This window comes from Psychrobacter sp. UBA6291, assembly GCF_002439405.1.
GTDB lineage: Bacteria > Pseudomonadota > Gammaproteobacteria > Pseudomonadales > Moraxellaceae > Psychrobacter > Psychrobacter faecalis.
Window position 1 is genome coordinate 1 of the sequence record NZ_DJUD01000079.1, and the last position, 13,051, is coordinate 13,051.

At 41.6% G+C, this 13,051-nt stretch carries 11 protein-coding genes; 9 read left to right on the forward strand and 2 right to left on the reverse strand.

Going from position 1 to position 13,051, the window contains the following annotated elements:
• Positions 1 to 278 precede the first annotated feature (278 nt).
• The 6 genes from B3R91_RS13145 to B3R91_RS13170 all read left to right on the forward strand — a co-directional run bounded on the left by B3R91_RS13145 (position 279) and on the right by B3R91_RS13170 (position 7,027).
• Positions 279 to 503: a hypothetical protein gene (locus B3R91_RS13145; RefSeq protein WP_286798110.1), complete on the forward strand. Its 225-nt coding sequence runs from the start codon at positions 279 to 281 to the stop codon at positions 501 to 503.
• Positions 504 to 1,046: 543 nt separating this feature from the next.
• The gene (locus B3R91_RS13150; RefSeq protein WP_286798079.1) at positions 1,047 to 2,186 is read left to right on the forward strand and encodes a glycosyltransferase family 4 protein; all 1,140 of its coding nucleotides are present in this window, start codon (positions 1,047 to 1,049) and stop codon (positions 2,184 to 2,186) included.
• A 60-nt stretch (positions 2,187 to 2,246) separates the two neighbouring features.
• Positions 2,247 to 3,767: a hybrid nucleoside-diphosphate sugar epimerase/sugar transferase gene (locus B3R91_RS13155; protein WP_286798081.1), complete on the forward strand. Its 1,521-nt coding sequence runs from the start codon at positions 2,247 to 2,249 to the stop codon at positions 3,765 to 3,767.
• Between the two features lie 38 nt (positions 3,768 to 3,805).
• Positions 3,806 to 5,260 (forward strand): capsule assembly Wzi family protein, encoded by a 1,455-nt coding sequence (locus B3R91_RS13160; RefSeq protein WP_286798095.1) that lies wholly within the window; start codon positions 3,806 to 3,808, stop codon positions 5,258 to 5,260.
• Between the two features lie 274 nt (positions 5,261 to 5,534).
• Positions 5,535 to 6,440: a bifunctional methylenetetrahydrofolate dehydrogenase/methenyltetrahydrofolate cyclohydrolase FolD gene (folD, locus tag B3R91_RS13165; RefSeq protein WP_286798097.1), complete on the forward strand. Its 906-nt coding sequence runs from the start codon at positions 5,535 to 5,537 to the stop codon at positions 6,438 to 6,440.
• Positions 6,441 to 6,544: 104 nt separating this feature from the next.
• Positions 6,545 to 7,027, forward strand: a complete 483-nt coding sequence (locus tag B3R91_RS13170; protein ID WP_198329046.1) for a phosphate-starvation-inducible protein PsiE — start codon at positions 6,545 to 6,547, stop codon at positions 7,025 to 7,027.
• Between the two features lie 122 nt (positions 7,028 to 7,149).
• Here the strand turns inward: B3R91_RS13170 and corA are convergent, their stop codons facing one another.
• Positions 7,150 to 8,373 carry a magnesium/cobalt transporter CorA gene (gene corA / locus B3R91_RS13175; RefSeq protein ID WP_286798102.1) on the reverse strand — a complete coding sequence of 408 codons (1,224 nt, stop codon included), beginning with the start codon at positions 8,371 to 8,373 and terminating at the stop codon, positions 7,150 to 7,152.
• A 126-nt stretch (positions 8,374 to 8,499) separates the two neighbouring features.
• The gene (locus B3R91_RS13180) at positions 8,500 to 8,889 is read right to left on the reverse strand and encodes a DUF2237 family protein (protein ID WP_068407701.1); all 390 of its coding nucleotides are present in this window, start codon (positions 8,887 to 8,889) and stop codon (positions 8,500 to 8,502) included.
• Between the two features lie 499 nt (positions 8,890 to 9,388).
• On the opposite strand from B3R91_RS13180, the gene B3R91_RS13185 reads away from it, so the two are divergent.
• The 3 genes from B3R91_RS13185 to ndk all read left to right on the forward strand — a co-directional run bounded on the left by B3R91_RS13185 (position 9,389) and on the right by ndk (position 12,907).
• Positions 9,389 to 10,705: an ATP phosphoribosyltransferase regulatory subunit gene (locus B3R91_RS13185; protein ID WP_286798105.1), complete on the forward strand. Its 1,317-nt coding sequence runs from the start codon at positions 9,389 to 9,391 to the stop codon at positions 10,703 to 10,705.
• Positions 10,706 to 10,887: 182 nt separating this feature from the next.
• On the forward strand, positions 10,888 to 12,177 hold the full coding sequence (locus B3R91_RS13190; RefSeq protein ID WP_286798107.1) for an adenylosuccinate synthase: 1,290 nt from the start codon (positions 10,888 to 10,890) through the stop codon (positions 12,175 to 12,177).
• Positions 12,178 to 12,475: 298 nt separating this feature from the next.
• Complete coding sequence (ndk, locus tag B3R91_RS13195) at positions 12,476 to 12,907, forward strand: nucleoside-diphosphate kinase (RefSeq protein ID WP_102076375.1); 432 nt, start codon at positions 12,476 to 12,478, stop codon at positions 12,905 to 12,907.
• The last annotated feature ends 144 nt before the right edge of the window (positions 12,908 to 13,051 follow it).

Sequence of the window (13,051 nt, forward strand, 5' to 3'; positions counted from 1 at the left end):
TACTTTTTGATACACCACCAAATATTTATTTACTATCTTTTATAAACATTTTGCTTCATCTTTATTAGAATTAAATTTTAAAGAAGCTTACTTACGCTTAAATGCTTATATCAAGTTACTATAAGTTATAATTAAAAGCTTTAACTATATAAGATTACACTCTGCACACCTTGTTACCCCCTTTTACTTGATTGTTAGGGGTGACAACTATCCTGACACAGGGGGATAGTCTTGATGAAGCGAGAGCTTGGGTGCTTAGGTTTGCTCATTGGTATAACATGGAGCATAAGCACAGTCAGCTTAGATTTGTGACCCCTAATGAGCGCCATATGGGGGAGGATAAAGTCATTCTAGCAAATCGTAAGCAGACGATAGAGAGTGCGAAAGCATTAAATCCTGCTCGTTGGGGTAGCCGAGAGGTGAGAGATTGTACACCTGTGCCCCCAACCACTTTAAATCCAGTAAAAGAGCCAAAATCGATTGATAAGATGAGAGTCGCCTAATTCATTAAATGGTGACAAACACCGCTAGTCCAAATAGTCGATATATCATTAAAGCCAGTTGATCATAGTCTATCCTCGCTTCGGCAAAAAATCGCTGTAGTCTGCGATAGTCACTGTCGGTCTTGCCACCCTTAGGGAGGTGTCTTGCTATTTTTTTTAAGATTACTGCTTTGAGCAGTAATCAGGGCTATTATCATTAGGCTCAAACATGTGATTCTTGCCTTGTTCATACTCAGGTTTTGGGTTAAAGTTTCACTAAGTCTGTTAAAGTTTGGCATGGTCTGATTCGTCTTAAAAATTACTATTATGCCTTTGCTTTAACAGACTTTTTTGTTTTTTTTGTCGTGTGCAGAGAAGATTACAATACTTTTAATAAATATCGACTAAGAGTGTTAAGGCAATTAATAGAGGGTATAAATAGTAAAAAAATGTTTAAGGTGCATCTCATTGCGCATAGCAGTCTTATAGATGTCTGACGTTTTGACGGTGCAACAATTTTTGGTTACTAGGTTGCATTACTTGTACCTAAAGTAGGAGAGTAAATTGAAATTTACTATAATCGCTAACTATCTGCCTCATGTTTTAAATTTTAGAGGCAAGATTCTTGAAGCAGTATCAGACTTAGGCTATGAGATTCATATACTTGCGCCTGACTTAGATAGTCATCCTAATGAGTATAAACATTTAGACTCACTTGGCTATCATTTGCATTCAATTCCACTTCAGAGAACTGGCACTAACCCTGTGGTAGATATAAAAACACTTATCTATACTTATAAATTGCTAATTAGAATTAAACCTGATGCTATTCTCTCATATACTATAAAGCCAGTTGTTTATGGCACGTTAGCAGCTTGGCTAGCTAGAGTGCCTAAACGCTTTGTTCTACTTTCAGGTTTAGGATATGCTTTCCAGAACTCTGATGAGAAAAGTAGAACGACAAAACTACAGCGTATAGTTTACGCTTTATACAAACAATCATTATCGAAAGCAACAACAACTTTCTTTCAAAATCCAGACGATTTAAAGTTATTTAGTCAGCTAAACCTAACTACCAGTAAGAATCATACGGAAGTTATAAATGGCTCGGGTGTTGATGTTAGCGACTTTAATGTTGTTGACTTTCCAAAAGATACAGATGGTAAAATTAAACCCTCTTTTCTATTGGTTGCACGACTCTTAAAAGACAAAGGCATAGTTGAGTATGTTGAAGCTGCAAAACTAGTAAAGCAAAAGTATCCCCAAACTGAATTTCATCTGGTAGGTTGGATTGATGAAAATCCAGCGGCTATAGAGCAATCTCAGTTAGATGAATGGATATCATCTAATGTTATCCAATACTGGGGAAAGCTTGAAGATGTTAGACCTGCGATAGCAGAAAGCTCCGTTTATGTACTACCCTCTTATAGAGAAGGTACCTCACGCTCTGTACTTGAAGCCATGTCTATGGGTAGGCCTATTATTACAACAGATGCCCCAGGTTGCCGTGAGACAGTAGTTCGAGGTAAAAATGGCTACTTGGTGCCTGTAAAGTCCATTAACGAACTTGCTAATTCTATGTTCATTTTTATTGAGAACACCAGTCTTATTGAAGAGATGGGACAGGCATCTAGAGCTATCGCTGAAGAAAAATATGATGTTAAAAAAGTGAATGATCATATGATTAAAGAAATGAAACTTTAAATATTAGCTTAAAATCATACCTAGATATTACTTAACAACTACCTACTATACGGATCTTTAATGAACATTCTAGTTACCGGTGCTAATGGCTTCATAGGCCAAGCTTTAGTCAAAAATATTTTACAGACCAAGCATAATGTTATCGCATGTGTACGTCAATCAGTTAAACCCACTTTAGATTGTGAATATCGCTTTATTGAAAATCTTGACTCTAAAACTGATTGGGAACAAATTCTTAAAGGAATTGACGTAGTTGTACACTGTGCAGGTAAAGCCAGTGTGTCAAAAGACCATAAAAATGAACCTTCGAAATCTTTAAAAGAAATCAATACTGCAGCGACGCTGAATCTAGCAAAGCAGGCTGTGGATATGGGTATTCAAAGATTTATTTTTTTGAGTTCAATCAAGGTCAATGGCGAATATAGCCTACCTAACCAGCCGTTTACACCCGAAGTCACGACTCCCCCCTCGGACCCTTATGGCTATAGTAAGTATAAAGCAGAGCTAGGACTAAAAGAAATTGCGAATAACTCCACTATGGATTATATCATTATTCGTCCTACCTTGGTTTATGGCGAAAATGTTAAAGGTAACTTTCATTCATTAATGAAATGGACTTATAAAGGTGTTCCTCTACCTATAGGTGGGATCAAAAAGAACTTGCGTAGCTTAGTGTATGTCGATAATTTGGTTGATTTTATTGTTACCTGTATCGAGCATAAAAATGCTAAAAATGAAGTGTTTTTGATATCTGATGATGATGATATTTCTACAGCTAGTTTATTAGAAGAGATATCAAAAGGTTTAGGCGTTAAAAACAAAGCGGTAAACATACCTCCTAAATTGATTGATACGGCAGCGAGTGCAGTCGGTAAATCAAGTGTCGCTCAAAGGCTATCAGGATCATTGCAAGTTGATATTAGTAAGGCTAAAAATTTGTTAGATTGGAAGCCTAAATACTCAACTAGTGAGTCGATCCAAAAGACTGCTAAGTCTTATAAATCAAACTTAATGGCTTCTAAGTCTATGGTTTTACAGAGACCTTTGGATATTATGTTTTCAGCGACCGGTCTAGTAGTAGCCTCACCATTGTTAATTGGTGCAACCGCTATTGGTTACTTGGATACAGGCTCGCCCTTATTTATTCAAGAGCGGGTGGGTAAAGATCAAAAGCCATTTAAGCTTATTAAGTTCCGTACTATGAAGTTAGATACAGCTTCTGTAGCTAGTCACTTAGCCGATAACAGCTCAATCACTAAACTGGGCAAAGTGTTACGCAAAACCAAACTCGATGAGCTACCACAGCTTATCAATGTACTAAAAGGTGAGATGAGCTTGGTAGGTCCGAGACCTAACCTTTTTAATCAAAGCGATCTTATTGAAGCTAGAGAGAGAATGGGTGTTTATAAAGTTTTACCAGGTATCACGGGTTTGGCTCAATTAAGTGGTATCGATATGTCCACACCTGAATGCTTAGCTAAAAAAGACAAAGAAATGATTGATACTATCAACCTTAAAAACTATTTTTCTTATATACTGAGTACTGCTTTAGGTAAAGGTAGTGGCGACGCAGTTAAATGAAAAACAATATAATCTCAGTTATTTGGAAGTAACCTATCATGTATAAAAAGCTAAGTCTGGTCCTAAGTTTGAGTGTCTTATCCTCAGTGTCGATGTTGGCATCTGCACAAAACCTGTATATGAACGATCTAAAGCTTAAGGCAGATCTTGACTGGCTGAATACTCAAGGGGTCGCGCAGATTAGCACCAGTACTTGGCCGCTGACTGCCAATGAGATTAAACGTGCTTTACATACAGCTAATGCCCAGACACCTGCGCAGCAGCAGATCCTGCAGTCGGTACAAGCGCGATTGAGCCAGAACCGTGACTCAGTGGTAAAAGGGTCGGCGGCACTGCACGTACAAACCGATAGAGATCAGCTACCACAAAAATTTGCTGATGATAAGCTGGCGGGTCAACAAGCAAGTGTTGGCGTGTCGCTTAGCGAAGCAGAGTGGGAGTTTAATTTACAAGCCAACTTGAAAAATGACAAACTTATCGATGACAGCTCAGATGTTAGCTTTGAGGGCTCGTACCTTGCTGGTACTGCTGCCAATCAATGGTTGATCGCGGGTAAAATTCCAACGTGGTGGGGACCTGGGCATGATGGTAGCCTTATTCGAGGAGATGCAAGCTTACCAGTGACAGGCTTTACCATGCAGCGAGATCAACAAACAGCGCCGGCATCCCCATATTTATCGTGGGTAGGACCTTGGCAGTATCAGCTATTTGCTGGTCAGTTAGAAGATTATGAAGCGATTCCTGATGCTAAGCTATTTGGTATGCGCCTAACAGCTAATCCTACAGACTGGTTAGAATTAGGAGCTTCACGTACCTTTATGTGGGGCGGTGAAGGTCGTCCCCAGAGTTTTAGCTCTTTTACTGATGCTTTATTAGGAACCAAAGATAACGAAGCAACTAATAGTATAGAGGCGGCTGATGACCCAGCTAATCAACTGGGTGGTTTTGATGCGCGCTTAAATTTAGCACCATTGGTGAATATCCCTGCAGGTGTTTATGCTCAATATGTGGGTGAAGATGAAGCAGGCGGCTTGCCTGCTAAAAATATGTATTTAGCTGGTGTTGATTATGCTTCTGCTGCTTATGGTAAGCCGTACCAACTGTATGCAGAGTATACAGACACTCGTTCTAGTGGTGAGGTAAAAGGCGTTTCTTATGACCACTTTATCTATACAGACGGCTATTATCAGCAAGGTTTTCCATTAGGCTATGCACTAGGCGGTGATGCGGAAAGTATTGCGCTTGGTGGTCGCTTATGGCTCGATAACCATAATTTTATTAATGCAAAACTACAGCATGCTAAGGTGAATCAAGCTGATGAAGCCATTAATCAAGCGTTCCCAACGACTGATAAGCTGACTGGTATTGATGTGGCTTGGGAGCATCAGTACAATCCAAAGACGCTGATATCTAGTAGACTTTGGGCAGTTGACTCTGATACCCAGTCCACTGATGTTGGGGCTGGTGTAGGTATAGAATTTAATACTTATTAAATGACTGTTTAATCAGTTTAAGGAAGTTTTCGAACATAAAAAGTCGGTCTATTATAATTAATAGGCCGATTTTTTATAGTGAGTTTACAGATTTTAAAGTAAGGACTGTTAATAGGGCGCTAGGATTTCTTAGCTCAGACAGGTACAATATCAGTCTCAATTAACGGTCAAAAAGAATTGACCGAGCATAAGACAGGCATGCAAAGATACTGCAGGCGCTGTCTTCATTTTTTATCGTACCCTATTTTTTATCGCACCCTCTATTGGAGTTACTATGTCAATTGCGTCTATTACGTCAACTGCCCAAGGATCTGCTACCGTTTTGGACGGTAAAGCACTTGCTAAACAAATAGAACAGCAACTGAGTGAGCGTGTAGACGCTATCAAAGATAAGACCGGACGTACCCCAAGCTTGGCAACGATATTGGTCGGTGACGATCCTGCTTCTGCAACTTATGTACGTATGAAAGGCAATGCTTGTAAACGTGTCGGCATGGACTCTATACGCGTTGAAATGCCAAGTGCGACAACGACCGAAGAGCTGATGGCAAAAATAGATGAGCTCAATAATAATCCAGACGTCCACGGTATTTTATTGCAGCATCCAGTTCCGGCGCATATCGACGAGCGTGCTTGCTTTGAGCAGATTGACTTGGCAAAAGACGTCGATGGTGTGACTTGTTTGGGCTTTGGTCGTATGGCGATGCAGCAGTCCGCTTATGGCTCATGCACCCCGCAAGGTATCATGCATTTATTAGAGCATCATAATATTGAGCTTGCAGGCAAAGAGGCGGTAGTTGTAGGGCGCAGTGCCATCTTGGGTAAACCAATGGCGATGATGCTATTAAATGCCAACTGCACGGTAACGATTTGCCATTCAAGAACGCAAGATTTAGAGTCACATATCAAGCGTGCTGATATCGTTGTTGGCGCAGTGGGTGTGCCTGAGCTGATTAAAGCCGAATGGATTAAAGAAGGCGCAGTGGTGATCGATGCAGGTTTCCATCCAATGGATAATGGCGGCGTCGGTGATATCGAGTTGCAAGGCGTAGAAAATATCGCTAGTGCTTATACACCAGTTCCCGGCGGTGTTGGACCGATGACCATTAATACCCTTATTCGCCAAACCGTTGATGCAGCTGAAAAGTCTGCTGGTTTAGACAACAGTGCAGTCAGCTAATGAAGCCGCTGTCAGAGCAAGAACCAGAACAGCAATGGGAACAGAAAAATAGTAAAGTCCATCAAGCCCAACAAACCAATACCGCTCATGTATCAAAGCCAAATATGGGGATACATGAGCGCATGCAACATATCGGCCGTGAGTTTGTCGATATTTGCCACTATATTATTTTATTTTTAATCAGTGTGGTGGTGGTTTGGACAGCGGGCAAAGAGTTCTTTGTGATTTTTCAAAAAGGCTCAGCAGATTTAAAAGATATTTTACTGCTATTTATTTATCTTGAACTACTGGCGATGATTGGTATTTACTTTAAAACCCATCGTCTGCCAGTGCAGTTTTTGATATTTATTGCCATTACCGCTTTATCACGCCATTTGGTGGTTGATGTACAAGCGGTATCCGATAACTTCCATCTTTGGCTATTGGCAACGATTTCCTTTGCCATTATGGTACTGAGTGCGTCGATTGTAATATTAACGTGGACGGCGAAGATGTTTGGGCGACCAGAAGATTATTTGGATGATCATCAAATAAGAAGTACCGAGCATCATCTGCCAAGCGTTGATAGTAAGCCTTATCGTAAATAAGGTCTTTTTAAAAAACATCATTGTTGAATGGCTTTCAATAAATTGCTGTGAATAAATGGTTTTTAATAAAAAAGGGTTGCCAATTAAATGGCAGCCCTTTTTTTGTCTGAAATTCTCTTAAATTACAGCCAACCCAAGCGTTTAAAGTTAAAGTATAAAAAGCTACACAGTGAGATGATAACTGCCATGATAACAAGGTAAGAATACTGCCAATGCAGCTCAGGCATAAAATCAAAGTTCATGCCATAGATACCAGCAATCGCTGTCGGTACGGCCAAAATACCAGCCCAAGCAGCAAGTTTACGGACCACCTCATTCTGTCCCATATTTACCATGGCGAGGTAAGTATTCATGACCACGCTAAGCATTTCATTTAAGCCATTAATCGCATCTAAAGAATGCAATAAATGGTCATTCACATCTCGGAAATAAGGTTTTGCAGCATGGGAAAACGGCGATATCAAATCGCTTTTATCGTGATTAATAAAGAAACTACAGATATCTTGTACCGGTAAAATCACCGCCCGCATATGCACCAGCTGGGATTTTAATTCATACAGATTTCTAAGCGTTTCTTTATTAAACTCATAAGTAAAAATATTACGTTCTTGCTCACGCAGATAACTGCCTAAGCGATCGGTAATCGGCATATAGTTATCGACGATAAAATCGAGTATGGCATGCAGGACAAAGATAGGTCCCATGCGCAGTTTTTCTGGGCGGCGATGGCAGTGTTCGCGCACTGGCATATAAGAGTTCGACGGCCCATTACGAATGGTAATGAGATAGTTTTTGCCCATAAATATCGCCGTGGTGCCATAGCGAATGACATTGTCTTCGAGCTTGGCGGTTCGTAGCACCACAAATATCATGTCATTATCGTAGTTTTCAACCTTGGCGCGCTGATGGTCAGCAAAGGCATCTTCGATCGCCAGTTCATGTAGCTCAAAGGCATCTCTAACTTTGACCATGGTCTCTAAACTCGGATCATACAGACCAAGCCAAATAAATTGCCCGCTATTACTTAAAGCGCGACTCACGTCATTTAGGCCGATTTTATTGACTTTTTCGCCAGTTTTACGCGAGTAGGCGTAGCAATTGACCACTTCGTCATCGCTCGATAAGTCGATATCTTCATAGCGCTCAGAGTCGGGGTCATAGACGGTCATGGTCTCAATCGTATCTTCGACCGTCGCATCGGCATCGCCATAAATATAGCTGTCATAGCTGGCGTAATTGTCTAAATAAGAGCGCTCATCGCCCATGCTGGTGTCGATAAGGCTGACATTAGAGTCAGGTGTGATACGCGTTGTCGGTTTGACAATCAGGTCATCATCTTGGTTCATACCTTCTCCTTTAGTCGGTGGCTAATATTAAATAAATGTTAAATAAACGTGAAAATGACATGGGCTAAAACATCTTTAGCCTATTAATTTATGTTCCTCACCTTTTTTATATTGCTTCTCTGCAAACTACAATGCATAGCGTTTTAGCGTGTCGATATCCACCAAGCTTAATAAGCTTTCGTGACAGGCTTCGAGCTTTATCTGCGGGGCAATATCGAAGTCTAATGCTTCAACCCAGCGTAGCGCGCAGATACACCAGTAATCACCAGGTTGCAGGCCAGAAAAACCATACTCAGGCAGCGGCGTAATCAAGTCATTACCACGACTGGCTGAGAAGTTTAAAAATTCACTGGTCATCTTCGCGCATACAGTATGCTGACCAACGTCATGGTTACCGGTATGACAAAAGCCATTGCGATAATAGCCAGTAATAGGGTCAAAACAACAGCTGGCAAGGGCAGTGCCAAGGACGTTGGTTTGGTTAATGGCAGGGTTTGGGTGGTAATCAGATGACATAAGGCTTTCCGAGATAAAAATATGCTTTAGTGTAACATGAGTCTAGCGATAAGGCGTTATCAAGCAACAGATGGTAAACGCTTTACAAGGTTTAAGTACGGTTTATAAGGCAGGCCGCTTCTTTGTTAAAGAATGAGTTTAGGAGACAATGAGTTCATTACATCATGCGTTCGCAAAATAATTAGATGGCAATTGGGTTCAATTGTCACTAGGCGAAGCTTGACTGCTATGCTAAACTAAAGCATCAAGTGCCTTGATTATTTATCATAGTTTTCTATCGCATAAATTTTAGCGCATAAAGATACTCGTCTTATCATCCTAACTTATACTTATTACTCACCCTTTTGCGGTCACCTAGTTTGCTTATAGATAATTGGGTCGGTGATGTTGCGCGTCAAAAATACAAAACGCCTTATATCACTGCCATTATGAATACGACTTTTTAGTACCGCATCAGTACCGCGTTTTTGGTAAGCGCTACGCCAAACAAGGATTCATTGTGTCTGTCAGTTCTGATTTTGCAAAACCTGCCCAGTCAAATACGACAAAACCAGCGGCGACTCAGCCTGCTGATAACCGTGCTGCCGCTAATGGTCTGCCATATCTCAACAACTTTGCCAGTGACGTTGCCAATAACAGCTGGCTGCTGCCTGATGGGGTCGTCGATGTGCTGTTTGAAGATGCTCATAAGCAAGAGGTACTGAGACATCAATTGATCCAGCAGCTTATTAGCCATGGCTATGAGTTGGTCAATCCGCCGATGATTGAGTTTACCGAATCGTTATTGAGTGAAGCTTCAGAAGATTTAAAACGTCAAACCTTTAAGATTATCGATCAGCTGACCGGTCGTTTGATGGGCGTGCGCGCCGATATTACGCCGCAGATTTTGCGTATTGATGCGCATCACGGTGGTAATGGTATTGCGCGTTATTGCTACGCCGGTGATGTCATTCATACGTTGCCTTCAGGACTCTTTGGCTCGCGTACACCGCTACAACTCGGTGCAGAGATATTTGGTTGCGGCGAACTTGCAGCTGATATTGAGCTGATAGATGTACTGTTTAGTATGGTCAATAGCTTGGATATGAGCGCAGCGCTACATATTGACTTGGGTCATGTGGCGATATTTAAGCGTTTGGCGGCACTGGCTGAGTTGTCAGATAATGACACCGATCAATTGATGCATCTGTATGCCAATAAAAATTTACCAGAGCTAAAACGTGTCTGCCAGCTATTGACAATGGGTAATGATTTTTACGCATTGGCGCGTTTTGGTCATGATATGGCAAAGTTATTAGACACGCTGTCAAATACTGCTAAGCAAGATACACACATCGTGACGGCTGTCGATGAGTTGCAACGTCTACAGACTCATTTAGAAACGCAGTGGCAGACGCCAGTCAGTATCGATGTGACCGAACTGTCGGGCTATCATTATCATACCGGTATTATCTTTAACGGCTATATCAATAGTGAAACCCAGCCGCTGGTACGTGGTGGGCGTTTTGATGGTATGCAAAGTGTTGGTCAATTAAGCGCAAAGCAGCCACGTCAAGCGACAGGCTTTAGTATGGATGTCAGCCGTTTGTTGGCGCATACGCAGCTTGAGTCACCAATTATTGTACTGGTTGATTATCAAGCGTTACAGCACGCTAATGCTGATAAAGCGCAAATGCAGAATCTATTACAACAAGTCACAAGCTTACGTCAGCAAGGTTACCGCGTCACTATGCCATTAACGGCTGATGACCGTCCAGCAGCGCTAACGCACCGTTTAAACTTTGTAGATAATGAGTGGCGTCTAGAAGCGGTTTAAATTTAAAAAAACTGTTACGCTCACAATCAGTTTGAATAAGGCTTATTTATTGAAGCTTATTTATTAAATTTTGAAAAACAGACAGTGAATAACATATCATTTCTTAGTGCTAATTAAGTTTTGCTAGGTTGTTTTAAAATTATTGCTGCACACACCTCAATACATAAAGGTAAGGATTAATCATGGGTAAGAATGTCGTAGTTTTGGGTAGCCAATGGGGCGATGAAGGTAAAGGTAAAATCGTTGATTTACTGACCGAAAAAGCCTCAGCCGTTGCACGTTTCCAAGGCGGGCATAATGCCGGTCACACCTTAGTTGTCGATGGCAAAACCACCATCCTACATCTGATTCCTTCAGGTATCTTGCGTGAAGGCGTAACCTGCTTCATCGGTAACGGCGTGGTGCTAGCACCTGACGCTCTATTAAAAGAGATGAAAGCCCTAGAAGAGAAAAATGTGCCAGTCCGTGAGCGCCTACGTATTTCACCAAACTGTCCATTGATTATGCCTTATCACGTGGCGCTTGACCAAGCACGCGAAGCTAAGCGCGGCACGGGAAAAATCGGTACCACAGGTCGCGGTATTGGTCCAGCTTATGAGGATAAAGTTGCGCGCCGTGCAATTAAACTTGCTGACTTGTTCCGTGATGACTTAGAAGAAAAACTGCGCAATCTAATCGAATATCATAACTTCCAACTGACTCAGTACTATAAAGTGGACGCTATTGATTTTGATGAAACCTTTAAGCTTTGCCAAGAGTGGCGCGAGGAAATCAAAGGCATGGTTATCGATGTGACCGAAGACCTAAACCAGCTACGTCTTGCTGGCAAAAACCTAATGTTTGAAGGTGCGCAAGGTACCTTGCTTGATATCGACCACGGTACTTACCCGTTTGTGACCAGCTCTAGCGTCACTGCGGGCGGTGTGTCGACTGGTACAGGTATCGGTCCATTATATTTAGACTATGTATTGGGTATCACTAAAGCGTACACCACGCGCGTTGGTAGTGGCCCGTTCCCAACTGAATTGTTTGATGATGTTGGGGCGCATTTGGCCAAAGTTGGTCATGAGTTTGGTGCAACCACTGGTCGCGCGCGTCGCTGTGGTTGGTTCGATGCTGAATCATTACGCCGTGCCGTGGTACTAAACTCTATGTCAGGTATCTGCTTGACTAAGCTTGACGTATTAGACGGTCTAGAAGAGCTATTAATCGGTGTTGGTTATAACTTACCCGAAACTGAGTGTGCAGGCGCGCATGATGCTGAATTCTATGAGTCAGTCACGCCTAAGTACGAAACCCTACAAGGCTGGAGCGAGTCAACGGTTGGTATCACAAGCTATGACGACCTACCAGAAAACGCTAAAATTTACATCAAACGTATCGAAGAGTTGATTGGTTGCCCAGTTGATATCATCTCAACCGGTCCTGACCGTGAAGAAACGATTGTATTACGCGATCCGTATGATGCTTAAATATTAGCTGGCTTTGATTGAATAATAAAACCCTAATGCTGAGCATTGGGGTTTTTTAGTAGAAATAAATTATAAATATTTGCTAAATGAGCAGCAAATTTTGTCCTTATGCAAGCGACTTTTCTAAATTAACGCTATCATTTACAGGCTCAATCATTATAATAGGCAACAATCCTGTGTTGGCACTCAGGTTGCCGCATTGGCAAATAAAAATGGCTTAATTTAGCCATTACCAACACAGTGGTCAAGGACATAACAATTTATTTCTTATCCAACTCACTCTTAATAGGAGCTTTTCATGGCTAACGAACGTACTTTATCTATCATCAAACCTGACGCAGTAGCTGGTAACCACATCGGCGCTATCTACGACCGTTTTGAAAAAGCGGGTCTAAAAATTGTTGCCGCTAAAATGCTACAACTTGATGATGAAAAAGCAGGCGGTTTTTACGCTGAGCACGCTGAGCGTCCATTTTACAACGACCTAAAATCTTTCATGATGTCAGGTCCAGTATTGGTATCAGTGCTAGAAGGCGAAAACGCAATCGCTAAGCACCGTGAAATCATGGGCGCAACTAACCCAAAAGACGCTGCTGAAGGCACTATCCGTGCTGACTTCGCTAGCAGCATCGATGAAAACGCCGTTCATGGTTCAGATTCAGCGGAATCAGCAGCCCGTGAAATCAGCTATTTCTTCAATGAAGATGAAGTTTGTGCACGTACGCGTTAATAGCAGCAGTTATTGATAATCGCTTTGATGCTGGTTATCGATAATTAGTGTAGCAAGACGGCTTATATCTTTTGGTATAAGCCGTTTTAGCTATAATAGTTTGATTCTATATTGAAATTCTTGGTGTAATGGACAAAATTCATG

Excerpts from the sequence above, each read along its gene's own strand:
- B3R91_RS13145 (WP_286798110.1), top strand. The coding sequence starts at position 279 with ATGGAGCATAAGCACAGTCAGCTTAGATTTGTGACCCCTAATGAGCGC.
- B3R91_RS13155 (WP_286798081.1), top strand. The coding sequence starts at position 2,247 with ATGAACATTCTAGTTACCGGTGCTAATGGCTTCATAGGCCAAGCTTTA.
- B3R91_RS13160 (WP_286798095.1), top strand. The coding sequence starts at position 3,806 with ATGTATAAAAAGCTAAGTCTGGTCCTAAGTTTGAGTGTCTTATCCTCA.
- folD (WP_286798097.1), top strand. The coding sequence starts at position 5,535 with ATGTCAATTGCGTCTATTACGTCAACTGCCCAAGGATCTGCTACCGTT.
- B3R91_RS13170 (WP_198329046.1), top strand. The coding sequence starts at position 6,545 with ATGGGGATACATGAGCGCATGCAACATATCGGCCGTGAGTTTGTCGAT.
- corA (WP_286798102.1), bottom strand. The coding sequence starts at position 8,373 with ATGAACCAAGATGATGACCTGATTGTCAAACCGACAACGCGTATCACA.
- B3R91_RS13180 (WP_068407701.1), bottom strand. The coding sequence starts at position 8,889 with ATGTCATCTGATTACCACCCAAACCCTGCCATTAACCAAACCAACGTC.
- B3R91_RS13190 (WP_286798107.1), top strand. The coding sequence starts at position 10,888 with ATGGGTAAGAATGTCGTAGTTTTGGGTAGCCAATGGGGCGATGAAGGT.
- ndk (WP_102076375.1), top strand. The coding sequence starts at position 12,476 with ATGGCTAACGAACGTACTTTATCTATCATCAAACCTGACGCAGTAGCT.